Source organism: Vulgatibacter sp. (assembly GCF_041687135.1).
GTDB lineage: Bacteria > Myxococcota > Myxococcia > Myxococcales > Vulgatibacteraceae > JAWLCN01.
In genome coordinates this window covers 122,883-146,465 of record NZ_JAWLCN010000011.1, presented here as the reverse complement: position 1 = coordinate 146,465, position 23,583 = coordinate 122,883, and the positions used below count along the sequence as shown (strand labels likewise).

Genomic DNA, 23,583 nt, shown 5'->3' with positions numbered 1-23,583 from the left:
GTCTGCACGTGGCTTCGACGCCATCCATCCGTCTCGATCGTTCCTCGTCCATCCAGCTTCGTTCCGACCGGCTCACGGCGCTCCGCCTGGCCCTCGCGACCCGTGTGCTCGTCCTCGACGGCGCCATGGGGACGCAGCTCCAGCAGGCCGGGCTCACCGCCGCGGACTTTGGCGGCGCGCCGTACGAGGGCTGCAACGAGCGCCTCGTCCTCACCCGCCCCGACGTCGTGCGCGGCATCCACGCGAGCTACCTCGAGGCCGGCGCGGACATCGTGGAGACGAATACCTTCGGCGGCACGCCGCTGGTCCTCGGTGAGTTCGCGATCGCCCACGAGGCCGAGGGGATCAACCGCGCCGCAGCGCAGCTCGCCCGGGAGGCGGCGGATGCCCACGCGACGCGGGAGAGGCCGCGCTGGGTGGCGGGCAGCATCGGCCCCACCACCAAGGCCCTCTCGCTCACCACGAGCATCACCTTCGCCGAGCTGGTGGAGCATTTCCGCATCCAGGCCCGCGCGCTCCACGAGGGCGGCGTCGACTACTTCCTCGTCGAGACCTGCCAGGACACCCGCAACATCAAGGCGGCGCTCCTCGGGATCGAGCAGGCCCAGGTGGATCTCGAGCCGAAGCTGCCCGTCGCCGTTTCCGCCACGATCGAGCCGATGGGCACGATGCTCGCCGGCCAGACCGCGGAGGCCCTCGCGGCTGCGCTCGACCACATCGGGCTCCTCTACCTCGGCCTCAACTGCGCCACCGGCCCGCTCTTCATGACGGACCACATCCGCTCGCTCGCCGCACTCTCCCGCACCCGCATCGCCTGCGTGCCCAACGCCGGCCTGCCGGACGAGGAGGGCCGCTACTCCGAGACGCCCGAGGCCCTCGCCCTGGTTCTCCAGCGCTTCGGCGAGAACGGCTGGCTCAACCTCGTCGGCGGCTGCTGCGGCACGGGCCCTGCGCACGTGCAGGCGCTCGCCGCGATGGCGCAGCGGCTGCAGCCGCGTGCGCCCGCGGCGCGCACGACCTCGACCCTCTCCGGCCTCGAGCTCCTCGAGGTCACCGAGGAGAAGCGCCCCATCCTGGTCGGCGAGCGCACCAACGTGATCGGCTCCCGCAAATTCAAGCGGCTCGTCGCCGAGGGGCTGCTCGAGGAGGCGGCGGAGATCGCCCGCGAGCAGGTGAAGGGCGGCGCCGCCATCGTCGACGTCTGCCTCTCCAACCCCGACCGCGACGAGCTCGCCGACACCGACGCCTTCCTCGAGCGGCTCACCCGCACGATCAAGGCGCCGGTGATGATCGACTCCACCGACGAGGTGGTGATCGAGCGCGCGCTCACCCACCTGCAGGGCAAGGCGATCATCAACTCGGTCAACCTCGAGGATGGCGAGGAGCGCTTCGCGAAGGTGGCGCCGATCGCCCGCCGCTACGGCGCCGCCCTCGTCGTCGGCTGCATCGACGAGCAGGGCATGGCGACCACCGCCGCCCGCAAGCTCGAGGTCGCGCTGCGCAGCCACGAGCTCCTCACCACGCGCTATGGGATGCGCCCCGAGGATCTCTACTTCGATCCCCTGGTCTTCCCCTGCGCCACCGGCGATGCGGCCTACCTGGGCTCGGGCCCGGCGACGATCGAGGGCGTGCGTCGGATCAAGGAGCAGCTGCCGCATTCGAAGACGGTGCTCGGCATCTCCAACGTCTCCTTCGGCCTGCCGGATGCGGGGCGCGAGGTCTTGAACTCGGTCTTCCTCTACCACTGCGTGCAGGCGGGCCTCGACCTTGCCCTCGTCAACACCGAGAAGCTCGAGCGCTACGCCAGCATTCCGGAGGAGGAACGCCGGCTCGCCGAGGAGCTGCTCCACGGCAGGGGCGCGGATCCGGTCGCCGCCTTTGCCGCCCGCTTCCGCGATCGCAAGAGCGCAGTACGCGCGAACGACCGGGACCTGCTTCCCATCGACGAGCGCATCGCCCGCAACGTGATCGAGGGGAGCCGCGCCGGGCTCCTCGAGGATCTCACCGAGAAGCTGCGGACGCAGGACGCGCTTTCGATCGTCAACGGGCCGCTCATGGCCGGCATGGACGAGGTCGGCAGGCTCTTCGGCAGGAACGAGCTCATCGTCGCCGAGGTGCTGCAGAGCGCCGAGGTGATGAAGGCGGCGGTGGACTTCCTCGAGCCGCACATGGAGAAGGCGGCGATCGGCTCCCGCGGCAGGCTGCTGCTCGCCACGGTGAAGGGCGACGTCCACGACATCGGCAAGAACCTCGTCGAGATCATCCTCGCCAACAACGGCTTCGAGGTGATCGACCTCGGGATCAAGGTGCCGCCGGAGCGCCTCGTCGCCGCGGTGCGCGAACACGCGCCCGACGCCATCGGACTCTCCGGCCTGCTGGTGAAGAGCGCGCAGCAGATGGTGGCCACGGCGACCGACCTCCGTGCGGCGGGGATCGCCCTGCCGCTGCTGGTGGGCGGCGCCGCGCTCTCCCGGGCCTTCGTCGAGCGCAAGATCGCCCCGGCCTACGACGGGCCCGTCGCCTATGCCCCCGACGCGATGGCGGGCCTCGAGCTGGCGCGCGGGATCCTGACCGGCGCTCCGACCGAGCGCCCGCGGCGCGCCGCCTCCCCCGAGGTGCCCACGCGGCGCGCCCGCCCGATCGTCTCCACCCGCCGCTCCCGCGAGATCCGCCCGCTCGACGAGCTGCCCACGCCGCCGGACCTCTGCCGCCACGTCCTCCGCGAGCTGCCCCTCGATGCGATCTGGCGCTACGTCAACCCGATGATGCTCTACGGGCGCCACCTCGGGCTCAAGGGCCGGCTGGTGCGGCAGATCGAGGAGCTGCCTGCAGCCGAGCTGCAGCGCACGGAGCTCGGCCGCAAGGCGCTCGAGCTGCGCGGCGTGGTGGACGAGGTGAAGGCCGCGTGCAGGGACGGCTGGATGCACGCCCGGGCGGTCTACCGCTTCGCCCGGGTGGAGGCGGAAGGCAATTGCCTGCACCTCGCGGACGAGCGCGGCGAATGGGCGGGCACCTTCACCTTTCCCCGGCAGCAGCGCGACGGCGGCCTCTGCCTCACCGACCTCGCGGAGCGGAGCGACACCATCGGCCTCTTCGTGGTCACCGCCGGCGAGGGGATCCGGGCCAGGGCCGCAGCGCTCAAGGCGAAGGGGGCCTACCTGAAGAGTCACGTGCTCCAGGCGCTGGCGCTGGAGACCGCGGAGGCAGCGGCGGAGTGGATCCATGGCGAGCTGCGTGCGCAATGGGGCTTTCCCGACGCGCCGGAGCTCACCATGCGCGATCGCTTCCGCGCCGCCTACCGAGGCAAGCGCTACTCCTTCGGCTACCCGGCCTGCCCCGACCTCGAGGATCAGCGGCTCCTCTTCCAGCTGCTGAAGCCCGCACAGATCGGGGTCGAGCTCACCGACGGCTGCATGATGGATCCGGAGGCGAGCGTCTCCGCCCTCGTCTTCCACCACCCGGACGCGAGCTATTTCTCGGTGGAGGCGGAGGTCGACGAGGGCGGCAGGCTGGGGGTGGCGCGGTGATCCTCCAGCACGTCACACCTGCCGTTTCCAGTGTGCGCGAGCGGCTCTTCGATCGCGCGCCGTGCATCTCCTTCGAGATCTTTCCGCCCCGCACTTCGGAGGGAGCCGCGCAGCTCGCGCACACCCTGGACGACCTGCAGCCCTTCGATCCGGGCTACGTCTCGGTCACCTGCGGCGCCGGCGGCTCCAGCCACGAAGGCACGCTGGAGACCGCGCGGCTCGTGCAGGCGCGCGGCGTCCGCGTGCTCGCCCACCTCACCTGCAGCGGCCAAGACGGGGCCGAGCTCCACGATCTGCTGCGGCGCCTGCGGGACGAGGGCGTCGAGGATCTGCTCGCGCTGCGCGGCGATCCGCCGGCAGGCGAAACGCACTACGAGCCCCGCCCCGGCGAGCTGGCCCACGCCAGCGACCTGGTGCGCTTCATCCGCGCGAGCAGCGCGCCCTTCTGCATCGGTGCGGCCTGCTACCCGGAGGGCCACCTCGAGAGCGAGAGCAAGGCCGCCGACCTCGACCATCTCCGCGCCAAGGTGGCGGCAGGCGCCGAGTTCCTCGTGACCCAGGTCTTCTTCGAGAACGCCTTCTACTTCGACTTCGTGGAGCGCTGCAGGCGCGCGGGGATCTTCGTCCCGATCGTGCCGGGGATCATGCCGGTCACCTCCTACGAGCAGATCGAGCGGTTCACCAGGAAGTGCGGGGCCACCGTGCCGCGGCGTCTGCAGCTCCAGCTCGAGCGCTACCAGCACGCGCCGGAGGCGGCGCGGCAGGCAGGCGTCGAGCACACCTCCGAGCAATGCGCCGAGCTCCTCGAGCGCGGAGCGCCGGGGATCCATTTCTTCACGCTCAACCGGAGTGACCTCGCGAAGCGGGTTCTCGCGTCGCAGCGGCTCGCTGCGCGGGTGTCTTTTCGCTGAAAGCTCACGGCAGCTCGGCGAGCTCCTCGGCGATCTCGGCGTGCTCGTCGAGATCGAGCTCCTCGCCATCGAGCGGCGCGAAGGCGATCCCCGGGCCGGAGCGCAGCACGAGGAACTCGCGCCCGCCGAACTGCTGCACGACGAGCTCCTCGCCGCCGTACACCCCGACGCCCGACCCGGCGCCGTAGACCCCGACGCCCGAGCCAGCGCCGTACACGCCGACCCCGGAGCCGGCGCCGTACACCCCGACGCCCGAGCCGGCGCCGTACACCCCGACCCCCGAGCCGGCGCCGTATACCCCGACCCCCGAGCCGGCGCCGTACACGCCGACGCCCGAGCCGGCCGCCGCCGCTCCGGGGCCCACCACCGCCACGAGGACCAAAGCTGCCTTGCGCATCCGGCTCATGCCTCGAGCTTGCGCACGCGCCCGCCCCGGCGCGAGCCTCACTTCGGCCGGCGCGTCCAGCTGAGCAGCGGCGTGAAATCGACCCGCCCCCGCTCCACCAGGCCGCCGATCAGCGACCTGCCGAGCTTCGCCAACTCCACCAGGTTGGCGGTGCGCTCGCGGCCGAAGCGGCCCGCCCGGCGCCCCTGCGCGTCGCCGATCTTCGCGGAGAGATCGAAGAGCTCCGCTGCCTGCGCGAACGACTCCAGCGCCCGCTCGATCTGCACCAGCTCGCGCTCGCGGTAGACGCGGGAGACCATCTTCCAGATGTCGGTCTCCGCCTCGAAGAAATCCTTCCGCTCGCCGGGCGGGCGGTGGCGGAGCACGACGCCCCAGCGCTCGAGCTCCGCGAGCGACATCGAGGCGGCGCCGGTGGAGATGGAGAGGCGATCGCAGAGCTCGGAGGCGGAGAGCGGCTTCTCGCTCAGGTAGAGGATCGCCCAGATCCGCCCCAGCACCGCCCGGAAGCCCCAGAACTCGATGAGCCTTCCGACCGCTTCCGCGACCAGGAGCTCCGCCTCCGCCTGCCGATCGTCCCGCTTGGCGCCCATGCGCCGGGCACCATAGCCCAAAGCAGTGCCGCCGGGCGCAACGGATGCGAGGCGTGCGAGGCGCGTTCACAACAAGCGCCTGCCTCGCGTACGATGCCCCCACCATGCGCCTTCTCCTCGCCCTCCTCGCCCTGGCGCTCCTCGCCGGCTGCGCCGAGACGCCCATCGCCTACCAGGAGCGCAAGGCCCGCGAGATGCGGGCGGCGCAGCTGGTCCCCGCAGCAGCCCCGCGCCGCGAGGTCCGCACCGCCCGGGTCCGCATCCACGCCGATCCCGCCTACCAACAGGAGGTCCTGCGCTGGCGGGAGCGGGCCCGCGCCCAGGTCGAGCGGGCCAGCGTCCTCACCGCGGCGTGGTTCGGCGTGCGCCTGCAGGTGGTCGACGTGGTCCCGTGGCAGGGCGCCGGCGGATCGGATCGCCTCGCGGACGTACTCGCCGCCCTCGAGGCCCACGATCGCGGCACCGACGTCGACTGGGTGCTCGGCTTCACCGGCGCGCTGCCCACCGTCACCGCCTCCCTCCACGAGCTGGGCATGGCCCGCCCCCTCTCCCGCCACTTCGTCCTCCGGGCCATGGACGACGCAGCGGAGAGCGCCGCCCTCGACGCCACCTTCGACCTGATTGGCGAGGGCGAGAAGGCCGGCCTCTACCGGCAGCGCAAGCAGCACAAGGAGACGGTGGTCCTGCTCCACGAGTGGGCCCACACGCTGGGCGCGGTCCACGTGCGGGGACGGGAGGACGACCTCCTCGATCCGCTCTACGCCCCGGAGCGCACCGAGATCGGCGGGACGAACCGGAAGCTGATCGAGCTCGGCCTCGCCCACCGGCCCAACTTCGGCAAGGCCTGGCACGAGGCCCTCGAGGCAATCCTTGAAAGGCCCGCCCCGGACCTCGATGCCGAGGCCCTCGCGGAGCTACGGCGGGCCTCGGTGGGCGAGACGCAGCAGTTTTTCGTCCCCCTCGCGCCGGACGACGCAGCCACCTACAACGAGGCCCGCCGCCTCGTCGGCGAGGCGAAGTGGTCACAGGCCTGGAGCGTGCTCGCGCCGCTCGCCTACGCGGCGCCGACGCACCCGCAGGTGCAGCTCCTCGCCTGCCACGTGGCGCTGCGGGCGAGCACCGTCGCCGAGGAGGTCTGCGGTCGCGCGGTGGCAGCGGCGCCCGCCGATCCCGATCTTTGGCTCGTCCTCGCCGAGGGGCGCATGGAGAAGGGTGATCGCGCCGGCGCCGCACAGGCCCTCGAGCAGGCCCGCCTCGCCCTGGGCGAGAGGGAGCAGCAGCAGGCGTGGACCAGCCTCGCCGTGCAGTACATGCGGCTCGACGAGGTGAGCCGCGCGGAGGCTGCGGCGGCGCGCGCAGGCGAGGGGCCGGCGCCGGCGGAGGTGCGGCGCTGGAGCCTCGCCACCCGCAGGCAGCTCGGCCTCACGCCGGGCACCGTCTCCGCCGCAGAGGAGGCGACCTACGTGGCGGCGGTGCGCGACGCGCTGCAGCTCGCCGCCGCCCGCAAGCTCCGCGAGGCGGAAGCAGCGGTGCGCGAGGGGCTCGCGCGCTACCCGAAGGCGCCGGGTTTCCTCGTGGTGCGCTGCGATCTGGCGCTGCGCCGCGGCAACCTCGCCGCAGCCCGGGCCCGCTGCGACGAGGCCCTCGCGGCCTGGGACGAGCTGCCCTGGGCCCACTTTCTCGCGGCCCACCTGAACCGCGGTCCTGCGCGCGCCGAGCAGCACCTGCGCCGTGCGATCGAGCTGGAGCCCGAGGGCGAGCACGCCTGGCGCGAGCTCGCGCGCATCTACCAGCTGCAGCGCAAGGCGGAGGCCCTCGCCGATCTGCAGCAGCGCTTCCGCGATCGGTTCGGCAGGGAGCTGCAGCTCCCGGACGGCAGCTGATCGCCGGCACCTTCTTGGTGCCCCGCCGCAGCCGGCTCGTGTAGCCTCGAACTTCACAACCACGCACCACCCCCGGAGTGCCGATGCGCAGCCTTCTGCTCCTGCTTCCTCTCGCCCTCCTCGTCGCCTGCGGCGGCGGGGAGAAGGCTGCGCCCACCTGCGAGGAGGGCTGTGCGGTCAACCAGGTCTGCGAGGAGGGGCTCTGCGTCTGCGACACGGACGCGGTCGACTGCGACGCCGACATGTCGAACGGCTGCGAGCCGGCGAGCACCTGCTTCTGCGCCTTCGAGGGCGACGCCGCCTTCTGCGAGCGGAACGGCGCGAGCTGCGGCTTCCTCGCCGCCGCCGACAATTGCGGCAACCGGCGGGTGATCGACTGCGGCGCCGGGAGCTGCCCGGCGGACCAGAGCTGCGGCGCCGAGGTCCGCAACGTCTGCGGCGAGGGTGAGTGCCGCGCCGAATCGATCGAGGGGATCTGCGCCGCGCTCGAATGGCAGTGCGGCAGGGGCATGGGCACCGATCGCTGCGGCGAGGCCCACGAGATCGACTGCGGCGACTGCCCCGCCGGCTTCGCCTGCAACCCGCGCCGGGAATGCACCAAGGACGGCATCGGCCCCTGGGAGGTCTGCTTCGCCATGGGCGTCGACTACGGCCCCTGCGCCCCCAACCTCGAGTGCGTCGGCGGCGAGTCCTATGCGGTCTGCGTGCCGCTCTGCTCCGAGGAGGTGGCCTGCCAGTCGCCCTGGCAGTGCGCCGACAGCTACTTCGGCAACGGCATCGGCCTCTGCGGCGATCTCCGCATGCACCTCGAGAGCTGCCAGCCGGAGATCGAGGGCCCCGGCTTCTGCTGGGACGACACCGGCACCCTGGCCTGCGTCTCCAGCACCTGCCACTACGTCTGCGACGTGCAGGGCCAGGGTGAGGTCCCCTGCCCCGCCGGCCTCTTCTGCGGCAGCACCTGGCGCGACGCACCCGAGCTGGGCAACGGGGTGCGCGTCCGCGTCTGCCAGTAGATCAGCGCCGGAAGAAGGAGACCTGCTGGAAGCGAAGGCCCGCGAGGATCTGCTCCACCCGCCGCTCGGAGAGCGAGCCGATCCGCTCGCCGAGGCGGGCCTTCTCCACCGAGCTGATCTGCGACACCACCACCACGCTCTGGCGGGGGAGGTTCGCCTCGCCGGGCTCGAGGAGCACGTTGCCGGGCTCGGTCGCGCGGTGGAGGTTCGAGGTGAGCGCGCAGACGACCACGGTGGTGATGCGCGAGTGGTTGAAGAGGTCGTCCTGCACGACGACGTGGGGATGTGAATAGCTTGGGGCCGGGCCGCGGCTGTCGTCGGGGGCGAGCCAGAAGACGTCCCCGCGGAGGACCTCCGCCGGGCGCGATGCGTCGTCTTTCATCCTGCCGGAGGATAGCGCGCTATGGCGTCCGTGCCAGCAGCTGCTTGAGCGCCTCGAGGTCGGGCGGCTTGGACATGTGCTCGTCGAAGCCGGCCTGCTTCGCCTTCTCGACGTCCTCGGGGAGGGCGTAGCCGCTCAAGGCCGCCAGCACGACGTCCCGGAGCTCGGGGTCCCCGCGAATCGCCGTCGCGACCTGGAAGCCGTCCATGCCAGGCAGGCCCAGATCGCAGAGGATCACCTCGGGCCGGAACTCCCTGGCGCAGGCGATCCCCTCCACGCCACTGTGGGTCAGCGCGACCTGGTGGCCTTCGAAGTCGAGGACGTCGCGCAGGGTCTCGGCGGCGTCGACGTTGTCTTCGATGAGGAGGATGCGGCGCGGGATGGGCTGGTTGGTCGCGGCCACCAGCGGCTCGCCCTCGACGGCTCCCGGGGACTCGACCCGCAGCCGCAGCACGAACGCTGCCCCCTGCCCCACCCCCGGGCTCTCGGCGCTCACCTCGCCGCCGTGCATCTCGACGAGGCCCTTCACCAACGCCAGCCCGAGGCCGAGCCCGCCGCTGCGGCGGTCGAGGGTGGTGTCCGCCTGCACGAAGGGCTCGAAGAGGTGGGGCAGCAGCTCCGGCGCGATCCCCTGCCCCGTGTCGGCCACCCGGATCTCGGACCAGCCCTCCGCCCCGCGGGCGAGGGAGACGGTGGTGCTGCCGCCGCTGCCCGTGAAACGCGCTGCGTTCTGAAGGATGTTGCCGAGGATCTGGGTGAGCCGGTTGGCGTCGCCGCTGGTCCAGATCGGATCGTCGGGCAGCACCAGATCGAGCGAGGTGCCGGCGCGGTCGAAGACGTCGCGGTGATCCTCTACGATCCGCTGCACCAGCTCGCCGAGCTCCAACCGGTCGACCTTGAGCTGGATCTTCCCGCGGGAGATGCGGGTGAGGTCGAGCAGATCGTCGATGAGGTGGGCCATGTGGCTCACCTGGCGGTCGATGATCCCGAGCGCGCGCTCGGCCTTCTCCGTCCCCGGGGCCCGCTGGATCACGTAGAGGCCGTTGCGGATCGGCGCGAGCGGGTTGCGCAGCTCGTGGGAGAGCACCGCGATGAACTCGTCCTTGCGCCGGTCCGCCTCGCGGAGCGCCTGCGCGAGCTCGCGGAAGCGGTGCTCGCTCTGGCGCAGCGCCTCCTCGGTTTCCCGCTGCCGGGTCACGTCGGTGTTGGTGCCGAACCACCGCAGCACCTTGCCGCTCTCGTCGTGGATCGGCTTGGCGCGAGAGAGAAACCAGCGGTAGGTGCCGTCGTGGCGCCGGAGGGGAAACGTGTCCTCCCAGGCGTCGCCGCTCTCGATGCAGGTCCGGTACCTCTGCTCCACCCGATTCACGTGATCCGGGTGGTGGACCTTGCGCCAGCCCCAGCCCTGCATCTCCTCGAAGCCCATGCCCGTGTATTCGAGCCAGCGCCGGTTGTACCAATAGATCCAGCCACTCTCGTCTGCGATCCAGGCGAGCTGGGCAATGTTGTCGGCGAGCGCAGCCAGCTCCCACTGCCCCACGCCATCTGGCTTCGTCCTCCCGGACATCGACCCCTCGGAGTTGCCGCCCCTCCCCCCGGGGCGCAGTCGTCGCCCGCATCGTACGCACCGAAGCCGTAGGCTGCACACCAACTTCCCGGCTGGGTTCTATTCCCGGCCGGGGGACGAGGCCACTTCCGACACCCAGCTGCGCGATCAGTGCAAGGTCTGCCGCGCCTCGCGCCGCTCCGCTGCGGGAACCTCCTGCGCCACCTCGACCGCAGCCACCGCCGCAGCAGGGTCGCGGAAGATCGCAGGCGACCAGAGCCGCTGCAGCTGCCAGCCCTGCCCCTCGAGGATCGCGGCGCGGAAGAGATCCCATTCCACCGCGTCGTCCGCCTTCTCGTAGCGGCTGCCGTCCACCAGCACGCCCGTCGCATCGTGCGGTCTGCCCGGCGGGTGGAGCGCCACGTCGACGCAGAAGCCGTCGTTGCCCCAGTGGACCTCGCCGGCGAGCCCCGCCTCGGCCCACGCAGCGCCCAGCGCCTGGGCCACCGCCGAGGGGCGGCGGCTCTGCCGCACCTCCATCGACGCGGAACCTTCCTCCTCCACCGTGCCGTAGGCGGCGGCGAGCTCCTCCGCGTACTTCAGGTACGAGAAGAGCAGCCAGCCGCCGTTGGGCTGCTGCCCCTGCGCCACCGGCGGCAGCACCCGGTAGATCTCGGGCGGGATCGAGGTGACCAGATGGACCATCTGCCGGGCCCTGGTGACCAGCACGTTGAGGCGCCTGCCGCCGCCGGGCATGCCGAGGGGACCGAAGCGCCGGTAGAATCGCCCCCGCCCGTCGGGACCGTAGGTGGTGGAGACGATCATCACGTCGCGCTCGTCGCCCTGCACGTTCTCGAGGTTCTTGACGAAGAGCCCCTCGAACGAGCCCGCGCCCCGCCGCTCCCGCGCTGCGGCGAGCCGCGTGGCGAACGAGGCATCATCCGCGGCAGCAGCGTCGAGCGCGTCGGCGATGAGATCCCGCTGCGCGAGGTTGAAACAGGCGATGCCGATGCTCGGCGGCGCCTCCGCAGCGAGGAGCTCCCGCACCAGCTCCACCACCGCCTTCGCCTCTGCGGGGTTCTGCCGCTTCTCGTAGGTGCCCGCCACCTGGAGCAGCCGGATCGGCGGCACCTCGGCCCGGTTCTTCGGATGGCCCGGGATTGCCTGGAGCCGCGACTCGTAGAAGGCGTGGTTGGAGAACTCGATGAGGTCCGCGTTGGCGCTGCGGTAGTGCACGTCGAGGTGGCTCTGCTCGATCTCGAGGTTCAAGGCCGCACCCAGCAGATCCTCGACGTCTGCCTGCTGCTCCTCGAAGAGCCCCTGCTCGTCCTCGGCCTCGAAGGCCCCCTCGCTCTGCGCCACCGCGCTCTCGAAGAAGCGCGTGGGCGGCAGCTGCTTCGGGTCGCCGGCGATCACCACCCGCCGCGCCCGGAGCAGCACCGGCAGCGCCTCCTCGAGCCTGCACTGCGAGGCCTCGTCGAAGATCACCACGTCGAAGATCGGCGCCGCCGGGAAGATCTGCGCCACCGTCTGCGGGCTCGCCATCCAGACCGGCCGCAGCTCGAAGATCGGATCGCCGCCCTCGATCCCCTGGCCCGTGGCGATCACCTGCCGCACCCGCATCGCCCGCTCGCCGCGGAGCATGAGCCGCCTGCGCACCTCGGTGCCGGCGCCGTTCAGCCGGGTCCCCGTGGCGGCGAGGAGCCGCTCGCGCTGCACCGCGGTCCAGCGGTGGAGGATGGTGCGGCGCACCAGCTCCTGCTTGCGGTCGTGCAGGGCGCGGAGCCGATCGTGGGAGGCCTGCAGCCTGCCTGCGTCGAGCTCGACCAGCTGCGGGTGCGCTGCGAGCCTCGCGCGGATCGCTTCGCCGAGGCCGCTCTTGCGCAGCAGCGAGAGCGCCTCCTCCGTGCCCCGCCGCTCCGTCACCAGCTGCAGCGCCGCGTCGGCGAGGGGCCCGGGCAGCAGCCCCAGGGTGCGGCGCATGCGCAGCAGCCCCTCGACGCTCCCCTGCCGCCGTACCAATGCGGCCAGAGGCTCTGCGATCGATCCGCCGCTCCGCACGTCGCGGCGCACCCCGTCGAGCCAGCCAGCAGCGAAGAGCTCCGTGGCCGCGAGCGAGGCTTCGGCCCGCGCCACCGCAGCTGCCCGGGCGGGCGCGGCGCGCAGCGTCGCGAGGAGCGCCACAGGATCCCCGAGTCCCGCCGGGATCGTCTCGCGATCCGCGGCGAGCTCCGCCGTCTGCTCGACCACAGCGAGCAGGCGCAGCACCGCCCGGTGGGCATCTGCGCCACGCAGGAGAGCCGCGTCCGCTGGGAGGCCGGCTCCCGCTTCGCCGCCAGCGAGCGCCAGCTGCACCGCGTGGAGCTGCTGCCGGATCTGCATGCCGTGCAGGTAGGCCGCGACGCGATCCCCCGCCTCCGGATCCGGCGTGAAGCCGAAGCGCTCGAGCACGAGGCGCGCCGCCTTGCGCCTGCCGAAGAAGAGGAAGCCGTACCAGCGCCGCGCGACCTGCAGCCAGCTCACCAGGCGCACCAGCCAGACCGCGGCGTCCGCAGGGCCGGGCCGCTGTACCAGCGAAAGCTGCGGATCGAGCGGCGCCTTGCGGACCTCCTCCACCTGCGGCGCCACCGCCACCAGCTGCGCCAGGGCCTGCGCCCGCGCCTCCCGGGGCTGCGCCGCCCAGTGGACGAGGTCGCCCACCGCAGCGACGCCCAGCGTCTCCTCGAGCTTTTCGGCGAACGCCTCGCGCGCCGCAGCCACCTCGGCCACGTCGCCCGCCACCGGGAAGGGCAGCGTCGAAGGCGCCGCGTCGAGTGCCCGCGCCGCCTCTGCGGCAGCGCCGAGGCGCGCCTGCCAGGTCGCCGCCGGCGTTGCGAGGTAGCTGCCGAGTTCGGAGCCGAGCGCCTCGCGCCACGGGTTCTCCGCGTAGCCCTCCGCCGCGCCGCGGTCGAGGATCTCCCGCAGATCGCGGTCGTGGGCGTCGACCGCGTCGAGGCCGACGCCGTCGAGTTCCTCGCCGGTCGCCTCCTCGGCGAGCCACGCGCCGACTAGATCGTGGAAGGATTTGCCGTTTTCACCGCCGAGGAGCGCGTCGTGGTGCGCCGCCAGCTCGGCGTGGATCTTCGCGCGCTCGGCCTCGAGCGACGCGAGCTCGGCTTCCGCCCGCGGATCGACCGGCGCCTCGGCGAGGCCGTCGAGCTGCTCGCGGATCCCGAGGTAGAGATCGCGCTGGTCCCGCTGCGGATCGTGGACCACGGCGCAGAGGCGCCCGAGCCCGAGGTGCTCGAGCCTGTCGTGGACCACGTCGAGGGCGGTGCGTTTGTCGCAGACGAAGAGCACCCGCTCGCCGCGGGCGAGGTGGTCGCCGACGATGTTGGTGATCGTCTGGGATTTGCCGCTCCCCGGCGGCCCGTGGACGACGAGCCCCTTGGCCTCCCGGGCGAGCCGGACCGCCCGGGCCTGGCAGGGATCGGCCCGGGTCACGAGCCGCTCGCCAGCTGCCGGCGGCGCCACCGCGCCGGCGGTGCCGAGGCCCATGCCCGCCTGGAGGAAGCTCTGCACCGGCCCCTCGGTGCCGACCTCGCCGCGGAGCATCGCCTCGGTGTCGCGGATGAGGCCCAAGGAGGCGATCGGGAAGAGCCCGAGCACGGCGGAGGGGAGCAGCGCCACCTTCTCGCCGTCCTCGTCGTCGCTGCGGCGAGTGGGCACGATCGGCTGTCCGGGCGCCGGGAGGAGCGGCGCCTCGATCTCGAGGGCCCCTGCGACGGCGGCGGCGATCTCGTGGAGCTCGCGCCAGGGATCGGCGCCCTCCTCGTCGTGGAAGAGCTCGCCGAGCTTCTTGCCGGTCTGCCGCTCCACCCAGGCGAGGAGCGCGACGTTGGGGACGACGCGGTCGATCCCCTCGCCCACCGCAGCGAGCTCCACGCCCTGCACCCTGCCGGTGCGCACCGTGACCTGCAGCGGCACGAAGGCGAGCGGGGCGAGGATGCGCCGGGTGCTCACCGATCCCGGTGGCACGTGGAGGAGCGGGTAGCCGAGCTGGAGCACGTGGGCGCCGTGATCCTGCGCCCAGGTGCGGGCGTCGTCGGCGATGTTCCGCAGCTTGGCCAGCACGCCCTGCTGCTGCTCCCAGGCCTCGGTGGCCCGCAGCTCGTCCGGCGTCGGCTCGTCGCCCCGCCGCGGCGGCGGCATCGGCACCGCCGCCTTCAGCCTGGCGACGCCCTTCTCTGCGAGCAGCGCCTCCACGATCCCGTGCGGCGCTGTCCCCTCGAGGCGGGCGACCAGCGAGAGGTCGATCCGCTGGCGGCTGTTGTGCGGCCTGCAATTGATCGCGGGGCCGCTGCCGATGGCGGCGTAGAGCCGCTCGAGCATCCGCTGGAGCATCCGGTTGTCGCGCATCGCATCCTCGGTTCGGGCGAGAGCGCACTCTAACTTGGGCGGCGGTGCCGGTGGTATGCTTCGCCGCTGGTGCAGCGGGGGAGTCGAGATGAAAGCCCGGTCAGCCCTTCTACTTCTCGCCGTCGCAGGCTGCGGCCTCGACGACTTCGACTGGGACAATTGCAGCGTCCCGTGGGAGATGCGGATCGAGCACGAGGAGGAGCTGCCCGACGAGCTCGAGCCCCTGAAGCGCGGTCTTCCGGCGCGGAACGTGAAGCAGCAGGGCGACAGCGTGCAGTGGGAGATCGAGCTCGAGGATCTGCGCCTGCGCTTCCGCATCGACGAGGGCCAGTTCTCCACCCAGCACCTCTTCGTCGGCGAGCGGGAGGGCGAGGCACAGCGCGGCTTCTTCGAGGGCACGTGCACCCACGACAGGCGGGAGAGCGACATGTACGACGAGAAGCTCGATCGCTACGTCTGCAACGGTCTCAGCTATTCGGAGAGCGATCCGGTGCGCCGGCGGAGCAAGCTCGTCCTCGAGCAGGTCGACCGGTGCGGGACGAATTGATGGCCACCAAGCTCGAGACCGAACGGCTCCTCCTTCGTGAATTCACCTGGGAGGACCTCGACTTCCTCGCCTCCCTGCTCGCCGATCCGCAGGTGATGCACTTCTGGCCCAAGCCCTCCTACGACCGCGACGAGGCGAAGGCCTGGATGCAGCGCACCCTCGACCGCTACGCCCGCGACGGCTACGGCCACTGGCTCGCCATCGAGAAGTCGACCGGCAGGCCCGTCGGCCAGGTCGGCCCCCTCCTGCAGGAGGAGGAGGGTTTGCGCTTCACCGAGGTGGGCTACATCTTCGCCACCGCTGCGTGGGGCAAGGGCTACGCCACCGAGGCTGCGGCAGCCGTGGTGCACTGGTGCTTCGAGACGCTGGGGCTCGATCGCATGCACGCGCTCATCCGGCCGGAGAACACGCCCTCGCAGCAGGTGGCCAGGCGCCTCGGCATGCGGCCCGGCCGGCAGGTGATGCACGGCGGCTTCGTCCACGACCTGTGGTACGTCGACCGCGAAGCGGAGGAGCAGCGATGATCGAGCAGAGCGGCACGTTCACGTTGGGCGATCGCAAGGTCCACCGCCTCGGCTTCGGCGCGATGCGGATCACCGGCGAGGGGATCTGGGGCGAGCCTGCCGATCGCAAGGAGGCGGAAGCGGTCCTGCGCCGGGCGATCGAACTCGGCATCGACCTCTTCGACACCGCCGATTCCTACGGCCCCGACGTCTCCGAGCGGCTCATCGGCGAGGTGCTCCATCCCTACCCGCCGCAGCTGGTGATCGCCACCAAGGGCGGGCTGACCCGCCCGGGACCGAACGAGTGGCGCCGCAACGGCAGACCCGAGCATTTGCGCCAGGCATGCGAGGGGAGCCTGCGCCGCCTCGAGCTCGAGACGATCGAGCTCTACCAGCTCCACGCGCCGGATCCCGACGTGCCCCTGGAGGAGTCACTCGGCGCGCTCGTCGATTTGCAGCGCGAGGGAAAGATCCGCCACATCGGCGTGAGCAACTTCCAGGTGCCGGAGCTCGAGCGCAGCGTGAAGGTGGCGCGGATCGTCTCGGTCCAGAACCGGTACAACCTCGCCGACCGTGGCTCGCAGGCGGTGCTCGATTGGTGCGAACGGCAGGAGATCGGCTTCCTGCCCTGGAAGCCGCTCCACGTCGAGGGGCTCGAGGACGGGCCGCTCGCGCGGATCGCCGCAGGGCACGGAGCTACGCCGCGGCAGATCGCGCTGGCGTGGCTGCTCCACCGCTCGCCGGTGATGCTGCCGATCCCCGGGACTTCGTCGGTGCGCCACCTGGAAGCGAACGCAGCGGCGGCACGGATCCGGTTGGCGCCGGAGGAAGTGCAGACGTTGAACGCCCTGGCGTGAAACCCTCGCCAGCTCGATCGCTCGAGCCGAGCAGGCCGCCCCCATCCGCAAGCATCAACGACAACAGCATGCTTTCCCCCTACTCGAACCTCTAGCAGGCCCGCGGCTGGCGGAGGAGTGCGGTTTTTCGCACCTCCTCCCTCGCACTGCCCTTTGGCAGAACGGTCGGCGCAGGGCGGTGCCCGCACCGGGTACCGGGGGGGAGGCTCGATGCGACCGACGATGCGGCTCTTGTCGCTGCTGGCGCTCTTTGCGCTCGTGGGCAGCGGTTGTGGAAACGACGGCACCGACTCCAACGGCAACGCCGGTGGCGCCGGCGGCCAGGGCGGAACCGGCGGTGTCGGTGGCACGGGTGGCACCGGTGGAACCGGTGGCACGGGCGGCGGGACCGGTGGAACCGGCGGCGACGGCGGTGCCGGCGGGGCCGGCGGGGCCGGTGGCCAGGGTGGCGCAGGCGGCAGCATCGGCTGCGAAGAGGGCCTCCCCTGTGATCTCGGCGTGGTCTGCCTCGTGGGTGAGACCGAGTGCGTCGATGGCGATACCGTCTGCAGCAGCGTCGGCAATGAGCCCGACGGCACCTCCTGCGGCGACGACCTGGTCTGCGACGAGGGCCTCTGCGTGGCGTGCGCGAGCGACGCCAGCTGCACCCCCGAGAATCCCTGCCTCGAAGGCAGCGTCGACTGCAGCACCGGCGAGGAGGTCTGCGTCGCAGGCGACCCGGTGGCGAACGGCACCAGCTGCGGCGACGGCTCCGTCTGCAGCGACGGGGAATGCCTCGCCTGCGTCGAAGACGAGGTCTGCGTTCCCGAGAACAGCTGCCACGTCGGCGCCACCAGCTGCGACACCGGCGCCAGCGTCTGCGTCGACACCGGCGCCGCCGTGCCGGACGGCACGCCCTGCGCGACCGGCGGCTGCGCGGACGGCGTCTGCTCGCCCTTCTTCCAGCTGGTCCTCGAGAGCGGCGACAGCCAGACCGGTGTGATCAACACGCAGCTCGCAGCGCCGGTCGTGCTCCGGCTCACCGACGACGGCGGGCAGCCGGTGCCGAACTTCCCGCTCTCGGTCGAGGCCCCCGCCGGCGCGCATGCAGCGCTGCAGGCCGCCACCACCGATGACGACGGCCGGATCCGCATCGATCTGCGCCTCGGCCGCGACACCGCGCAGCCGCAGCGCTGGCTCGTCTTGTCGCCGCGCCTCGCCCAGCCGCTCGAGTTCTTCGCCACGGCAACCGAGCCCGCCGCCGGGACCATCCTGCCCCTCGTGAACCTCGGCTACACCATGGGCAACGGCCCCATCCCCGGCCCCGGTCCCGTCGCACAGATCGGCGAGCCGCAGGGCCTCGACGTGGCGGCGGACGGCACCGTCTACTTCTCCGACGACAGCTGCCGCGTCTTCCGGCTCACGCCAGCAGGCGCCCTCGAGTGGATCGGCGGCACGGTCTGCGGCCCCGCTGCTGGCGATGGCGGCCTCGCCACCCTGGCCACCTTCGACCAGATCTACAGCGTGGCGGTGGACGTCTCCTCGGACAGCCTCTACGTCGCGGATGCCGAGAACGGCCTCGTGCGCCGGATCGATCTGGGCACCGGCATCGCCACCACCTTCGCCGGCGGCGGCACCACGCCGATCTTCGGCCGCGGCGACTCCGCCACCGCCACCGGCGCCGACCTCTGGTACCCGGCACAGGTCGCCGTGGCTCCCGGCGGCGGCATGGTCTACATCGGCGAGTCCGGCCTGCACCTCATCGCCGAGGTGGATCCCTCGTCCGGCGTGCTCAGCGCGATCTGGTCGCCGGGCAGGCCGCTGTGCAGCTCCACCGACGTGGCGCTGATCGGCTGCGGCAGCGAGATGGAATGGGGCTGCGGCCTCGAGGTGCGCAGCGACGGCGTGCTCTTCGTCGCTGGCGAGGTCTGCGGCGACGGGCGCCAGCCGACGCCCGCGATCTTCTCGATCGACAAGAGCGACGGCACCGTCGCGCTCCACGTCGGCAGGGACGGCGGCAGCGACCTCGACGGCGCCGCGGGCCCGGACGTCTACCTGCGCAACACGCCGCACGTCGCGCTAGACGCCGGTGGCAACGTGATCTTCGCCGATCCCACCACCCACCGCCTCCGCCGTGTCGACGCAGCTACGGGGCTCGTCTCCACCCTCGCCGGCGACACCATCTCCGGCAGCACCGGGGACTGGGGCCCTGCGACCAGCGCACGCCTCGCCACCCCGCGCGCCCTGGCGCAGCACGGCGGTCACATCGTCTTCGCCGACTCGCTCAACTACGCGGTTCGCACGATCCACTGAGGTAGTCGAAGATGCACGCCCTGCCCGCCTTCGCGCCGCCGCTGGCCAGGCTTCGCGACGAGATCGAGCCGCTCGTGAAGAGCGCGCTCCGCCTCGTCCCGGCGACGAGCCGATCGGGCAGGACGTGGCTCGGCGGCAGGCCGCTGGCGCCGCCAGGCGCCGGCTGGCCCTGCTCGCCCAATGGCCCCCTGTGGTTCGTGGGCCAGATCGATCTGGAAGAGGTGCACGAGGCGGGAGCGCCGCTGCTTCTCCCGAAGCACGGGCTCCTGCAGCTCTTCTACGATTTCGATGCGATGCCGACGGGGCACAGCCCCGCCGACCGCGCCTTCTGGAGCTTGCGGTTCGTGGCGGATCCCAGCGGCGCCTTTCCGGTGGCGCCGCCCGCCGGCTGCGACGAGCTCGCCCAGCGCCTCCTCCGGCCGGAGCTCGAGCTCACCCTGCCCGCGATCGGCGACCTCGAGATCCCGCCCTCGATCCTCGCGCAGGACGCGGCGTGGTGCGCCTTCTGGGATCTGCAGGCGGAGATGACCCGGGGCCGCGGTCCTGCCCACCGGCTCGGCGGCAACGGCGCCTGGGAACAGGACGATCCGCGGCCCGAGGCGGAGCTGGTTTCGCTCGGCCACGACTGCAGCGACGGTCCGCCGACGCCCCTGCCGGACGACGTCTACGAGGCGAGCACCGACTGGACGCTGCTCTGGCAGATCGACGGCGACGACGAAGCCGGCTTGCGTTGGGGTGAATCCGGCAAGCTCTACCTCCTCGCGCGCACGGCGGATCTCGCCCGCGGCGACTTCTCGCAGGTGCAGCTCGCGCTACAGTGCGGCTGAAAGGGTCACAGGGATGAAGCGGACGATCGGATGGGCGCTGCTCGCGGTGCTGCTCGCAGGCTGTGGCACCGAGGCGGCGAAGCCGAAGGTGGAAGGGCCCGGCGGCAGCGGCGGTGACGGCGGGAGCGGTGGGAGCGGTGGGAGCGGTGGCACCGGCGGCAGCGGCGGCGCCGGCGGAATGGGCGGCGCTGGTGGTGCAGGCGGAAGCGGCGGTGCCGGTGGTGCCGGTGGCGCTGGTGGTGCGGGTGGAGCAGGCGGCGGCGCTGGCATGGGAGGCGCCGGCGGTGGATCCGCCTGCATCCCCGACGAAAGCTGCGACCTCGCCGCGCAGCCGTGCAAGGTCGGCGCGATCGATTGCTCCGGCGACGAGCCGAGCTGCGTCGCCGTCGACGACGTGGCCGACGGCACCGCCTGCGGCGACGACCAGGTCTGCAGCGGCGGCGTCTGCTACCCCTGCACCGAGGGCGCCTCCTGCGCGCCCACCAACCCCTGCACCGAGGGGATCGTCGCCTGCGGCAGCGGCCTGCCCGTGTGCAACGCCACCGGCGTCGCCCTGGAGAACGGCACCGACTGCCCGGGCGGCATGTGCTGGGACGGCGCCTGCACCTCCTGGGAGCTGCAGGTGGTCCACTCGCCGATCCAGGCGCTCTGGCCCCTCGAGCTGCAGGCTGAGCTCCTCCTGCGGATCGAGACCCCGCAGGGCGCCGGCGTGCCCGACCGCCTCGTGACCATGAGCCCGCCGGCGAGCACCGGTCTGCCCCAGGTGACTGCGACCACCGACGCGGTGGGCATCGCCCGCTTCGCGATCCGCAACCCCCGCCTCCCGGGCGAGTACCACTACGTCTTCTCCGCCGACCATGTCGATCCGGTGGAGGTGATGGTCCCCGTCGACACGCCCTGGAGCGAGGCGATCTATTCGGTCGTGGGCGGCAGCTTCACCCGGGGCAGCACCGGCATCCCCGGCCTCGGCTTCGACGCGCAGATCGACGAGCCTGCGGGTCTCGCCGCCGCCGCGAGCGGGGACGTCTACTTCGCGGAAGGCTGCAGGATCCATCGCCTCGCCACCACCGGCCTCGTCGAAACCATCGCCGGCGGCGCCTGCGGCACCACCGCCGGGAACGGCGGCCCCGCGGTGCAGGCCACCTTCGGTACGATCAGCGACGTGGCGCTCACGCCCACCGCCGAGCTTTACGTGGCGGATCGGGACAACGCGGTGGTGCGGGTGATCGATCTGATGACGGGCACGGTGACCGCTGCAGCCGGCGGCGGCGCTGCCGGTGCACCGGACTACGGCGCCGGCGGTGCTGCCAGCGGCGCCAACTTCGGTGCCCTCACCACCCTCGCCATCGGCTGGGATGGCGCGGTCTACATCGGCGACGACCTGCGCGACCGGATCTGGCGCCTCGACCCCGCCACCGCCACCATCGGCACCTGGCTCCAGGCCGATCCCGCCTGCACCGGCGCGGTGGCGGTCGCCTCCTGCGGCGACGCGAAGACCGGCTGCGGCGTCACGTTTGCCTCGGGGGGTGATGCCTTCGTCGCCGCGGAGATCTGCGGCACGGCGGTCGGCAGCCCGACCTTCGGCATCGTCCGCCGCGTCGCCGCCGACGGGAGCTTCGTCCACGTCGCCGGCAGCGCCACCGGCGAGCTCGGCAACGACATCGTCGCCACCGGCAGCCGCTTCCTCGCGGTCCCCGGCCTCGCCCTCGACTTCGAGGGCAACCTGCTCGTCACCGACCGGCTCGACCACCGTCTCCGCCGCATCGAGCGGTGGGGGCGGATCATCGGCATCTCCGGCGCCTCGGGCCAGCCGGGCTCGAGCGGTGATTTCAACGGCGCCTTCGGCGCACGGCTCGACGGCCCCACCCACGTCGAAGTGGTCGGCGAGAACCTCGTCGTCGTCGACGCGGGCAACTTCGCCCTGCGGGAGATCTACGCCGCGGCGCCGCCGCTCGCCGTGCCCCCCTTCCTCTTCCTCTTCGACGGCGACGGCCAGACCGCCACCGTGGGCACCGCCCCCGCCCTGCCCCTCGTCCTCCGGGTCACCGACTTCGGTGGCATGCCCTTCACCGGCGCCCGGATCACCTGGGAAGCAGGCACGCCGGGCGGCAGCGTCGACGCGCAGGCCTCGCTCGTCGACGCGAACGGGCTGACCCAGACCACCGTGGTACTCGGCGCCACCCCGGGCAGCTACGCCTTCAACGCCACGCTGACCGACATCCTCGGCGGCACCGCGTCGACCACCTTCACCCTGCAGGCGACCGCGGCGCCCTGACCTGCAGGCACTCGGTAGCGACGGCGCGCCGACGCGAAGCATGCGTCGGCGCGCCGTGGCGTTCCTGTCAGGCCCTGCCCACTCGCACGCGATCGCGCGGCTGCATAGCGAATCGATCCGGCCTGGACCCGATCGCAGCCCCGGCGGGGTCTATTCGCAGATCGAGCGGTATGGGATTCTATGCCCATTCAACCGTGGGGGCGGTGATGGCGCGGGTTCTCGGAGCGAAGCGGCGGCGGAGCCGGAAGAAGGGCCAGCAGGACCTGCCGTTGCCGGAGGTCTTCACCCACGGCGGGAAGCGGACGGGAGCAGGCCGTAAGCGGATCGCGCCGCGGCCACAGGTGAAGCACCGCCCCCGCCCCGTGCTCGGCGAGGACCACCCGGTGCTCGTCACCTGGCGCGTCCTCGACCACGTCTGGAGCATGCAGTCGAAGCGGAGCTTCCGCGTGCTCCTCCGCGCCTTTCGTCCGGCGGTGGAGCGCTTCGGCGCGCGGATCACGCACTTCTCGGTGCAGGGCAACCACCTCCATCTCATCGTCGAGGCGAGCGGGACGCAGGCGCTCTCGAGCGCGATGCAGGGGCTCGGGGTGCGGATCGCACGCGGGCTCAACCGGCTGATGGGGCGCGCGGGGAAGGTCTTTGCCGATCGGTTCCATGCGCACGCCCTCGGCTCACCTACGGAAGCGCGCAACGCGATCGAATACGTGCGCGGCAACACCCGCATCCACGCCGAGCGGCAGCGGCGTGCCGTCTCGAGCTACGTGGATCGCTTCGCCGTCTCGCACGAGCAGCTCGGCGACGAGAAGGCGTGGTGGCGGACCTTCGACGACGGCAGCCCACCGGTGGCCCCGCCGGCCAGCTGGCTCCTCGAGACGGGCTGGCGCCGGGCGCGCCCGAAGAAGACCGTGCCGGCCTTCGCCTTCCCGGGGTAGCAGGGCCTCAGTGATAGAGCCGGCGCAGCCCCAGCCGCCGCGCGAGCCGCAGGCGCCTGCGGTTGCGGCGGACGATCGACGCGTTGAGCGCCGCGGCGAACGTGGTCCACGCCAGGTAGGGCACCAGCAGCAGCCCCGCCCTGCGGTCGACCCTCGCGGTGGCAGCGGTGCAGGCAACCAGCGTGGGCTGGAGCAGGCCGATGTCCGCCAGGGCGAGCCCCGGTCGCCGCAGGCCGAAGAAGAGCGGCGACCACGCCGCGTTGAGCGCCAGCTGCGCGCTCCACAGTCCCAGGGCCCGCCGCCTCGCCCGGGAGGGCGGCGCCCGCCAGACCCGCCACGCCGACCAGGCCATCATCCCGTAGAGCACGGTCCAGACCGGGCCGAACGCCGCCGCCGGCGGCTGCCAGGGCGGCTTCTCCAGCGCCCGGTATTCGGGCCCCAGCCCGCTCCTCGTCGCCACCGCTCCCAGCAGCGCGGTCCCTGCCACCGCGCCCCCGATCCCCACCGCTGCCCCGACGTCCCATCGTTCCATCTCCCGAAGGTGGGACCTCCGCGCACCTTGGACAGCGACCGCCAGGCGCCGGTCCGGTTGCCTCTTGCCTCGACGCCGGGTACGGGAAGGCCCCCCCACCGAAGTGGGTTCGAGGGGGGCGAAACGGCCCTCCCACGGGGGAGGCCCCCCTCGCAGCACCGA

The 23,583-nt window shown here is 72.3% G+C and carries 17 protein-coding genes; 11 read left to right on the top strand and 6 right to left on the bottom strand.

Features of this window, described 5'->3' with window-relative positions; translation table 11 throughout:
- The first annotated feature begins 8 nt into the window (after positions 1 to 8).
- Entirely contained in the window at positions 9 to 3,527 is a 3,519-nt protein-coding gene (gene metH, locus ACESMR_RS20510) for a methionine synthase (protein ID WP_373048988.1), read from the top strand.
- Positions 3,524 to 4,438: a methylenetetrahydrofolate reductase [NAD(P)H] gene (gene metF, locus ACESMR_RS20505; RefSeq protein WP_373048987.1), complete on the top strand. Its 915-nt coding sequence runs from the start codon at positions 3,524 to 3,526 to the stop codon at positions 4,436 to 4,438. The genes metH and metF overlap by 4 nt, the downstream gene beginning before the upstream one ends.
- Before the next feature lie 4 nt (positions 4,439 to 4,442).
- Here metF and ACESMR_RS20500 read toward each other — a convergent pair whose 3' ends face one another.
- Positions 4,443 to 4,844 (bottom strand): hypothetical protein, encoded by a 402-nt coding sequence (locus ACESMR_RS20500; RefSeq protein ID WP_373048986.1) that lies wholly within the window; start codon positions 4,842 to 4,844, stop codon positions 4,443 to 4,445.
- 38 nt (positions 4,845 to 4,882) lie between these two features.
- Entirely contained in the window at positions 4,883 to 5,434 is a 552-nt protein-coding gene (locus ACESMR_RS20495; protein WP_373048985.1) for a GbsR/MarR family transcriptional regulator, read from the bottom strand.
- A 104-nt stretch (positions 5,435 to 5,538) separates the two neighbouring features.
- Between ACESMR_RS20495 and ACESMR_RS20490 the strand changes: the two genes are divergently transcribed.
- Complete coding sequence (locus ACESMR_RS20490) at positions 5,539 to 7,317, top strand: hypothetical protein (protein WP_373048984.1); 1,779 nt, start codon at positions 5,539 to 5,541, stop codon at positions 7,315 to 7,317.
- 83 nt (positions 7,318 to 7,400) lie between these two features.
- On the top strand, positions 7,401 to 8,330 hold the full coding sequence (locus tag ACESMR_RS20485) for a hypothetical protein (RefSeq protein WP_373048983.1): 930 nt from the start codon (positions 7,401 to 7,403) through the stop codon (positions 8,328 to 8,330).
- A gap of 1 nt (position 8,331) precedes the next feature.
- Here the strand turns inward: ACESMR_RS20485 and ACESMR_RS20480 are convergent, their stop codons facing one another.
- The 3 genes from ACESMR_RS20480 to ACESMR_RS20470 all read right to left on the bottom strand — a co-directional run bounded on the left by ACESMR_RS20480 (position 8,332) and on the right by ACESMR_RS20470 (position 14,656).
- Entirely contained in the window at positions 8,332 to 8,712 is a 381-nt protein-coding gene (locus ACESMR_RS20480) for a type II toxin-antitoxin system PemK/MazF family toxin (RefSeq protein WP_373048982.1), read from the bottom strand.
- Between the two features lie 19 nt (positions 8,713 to 8,731).
- The gene (locus ACESMR_RS20475) at positions 8,732 to 10,279 is read right to left on the bottom strand and encodes an ATP-binding protein (RefSeq protein ID WP_373048981.1); all 1,548 of its coding nucleotides are present in this window, start codon (positions 10,277 to 10,279) and stop codon (positions 8,732 to 8,734) included.
- A 147-nt stretch (positions 10,280 to 10,426) separates the two neighbouring features.
- Positions 10,427 to 14,656 carry an AAA domain-containing protein gene (locus ACESMR_RS20470; RefSeq protein WP_373048980.1) on the bottom strand — a complete coding sequence of 1,410 codons (4,230 nt, stop codon included), beginning with the start codon at positions 14,654 to 14,656 and terminating at the stop codon, positions 10,427 to 10,429.
- Positions 14,657 to 14,744: 88 nt separating this feature from the next.
- Between ACESMR_RS20470 and ACESMR_RS20465 the strand changes: the two genes are divergently transcribed.
- From ACESMR_RS20465 to ACESMR_RS20435, 7 genes are all read left to right on the top strand, one after another.
- Positions 14,745 to 15,203, top strand: coding sequence for a hypothetical protein (locus ACESMR_RS20465; RefSeq protein WP_373048979.1), 459 nt, complete (start codon positions 14,745 to 14,747; stop codon positions 15,201 to 15,203).
- The gene (locus ACESMR_RS20460) at positions 15,203 to 15,727 is read left to right on the top strand and encodes a GNAT family N-acetyltransferase (protein ID WP_373048978.1); all 525 of its coding nucleotides are present in this window, start codon (positions 15,203 to 15,205) and stop codon (positions 15,725 to 15,727) included. Before ACESMR_RS20465 ends, ACESMR_RS20460 begins: the two co-directional genes overlap by 1 nt.
- On the top strand, positions 15,724 to 16,563 hold the full coding sequence (locus ACESMR_RS20455; RefSeq protein WP_373048977.1) for an aldo/keto reductase: 840 nt from the start codon (positions 15,724 to 15,726) through the stop codon (positions 16,561 to 16,563). Before ACESMR_RS20460 ends, ACESMR_RS20455 begins: the two co-directional genes overlap by 4 nt.
- A 210-nt stretch (positions 16,564 to 16,773) precedes the next feature.
- Complete coding sequence (locus ACESMR_RS20450; RefSeq protein ID WP_373048976.1) at positions 16,774 to 18,855, top strand: hypothetical protein; 2,082 nt, start codon at positions 16,774 to 16,776, stop codon at positions 18,853 to 18,855.
- An 11-nt stretch (positions 18,856 to 18,866) separates the two neighbouring features.
- Complete coding sequence (locus ACESMR_RS20445) at positions 18,867 to 19,682, top strand: YwqG family protein (protein ID WP_373048975.1); 816 nt, start codon at positions 18,867 to 18,869, stop codon at positions 19,680 to 19,682.
- 13 nt (positions 19,683 to 19,695) lie between these two features.
- Positions 19,696 to 21,957: a hypothetical protein gene (locus tag ACESMR_RS20440; RefSeq protein WP_373048974.1), complete on the top strand. Its 2,262-nt coding sequence runs from the start codon at positions 19,696 to 19,698 to the stop codon at positions 21,955 to 21,957.
- Between the two features lie 206 nt (positions 21,958 to 22,163).
- Positions 22,164 to 22,889: a transposase gene (locus ACESMR_RS20435; protein ID WP_373048973.1), complete on the top strand. Its 726-nt coding sequence runs from the start codon at positions 22,164 to 22,166 to the stop codon at positions 22,887 to 22,889.
- Positions 22,890 to 22,896: 7 nt separating this feature from the next.
- Here the strand turns inward: ACESMR_RS20435 and ACESMR_RS20430 are convergent, their stop codons facing one another.
- A complete protein-coding gene (locus ACESMR_RS20430) occupies positions 22,897 to 23,421 on the bottom strand; it encodes a TspO/MBR family protein (RefSeq protein ID WP_373048972.1) in 525 nt (174 codons plus the stop codon).
- Positions 23,422 to 23,583 lie beyond the last annotated feature (162 nt).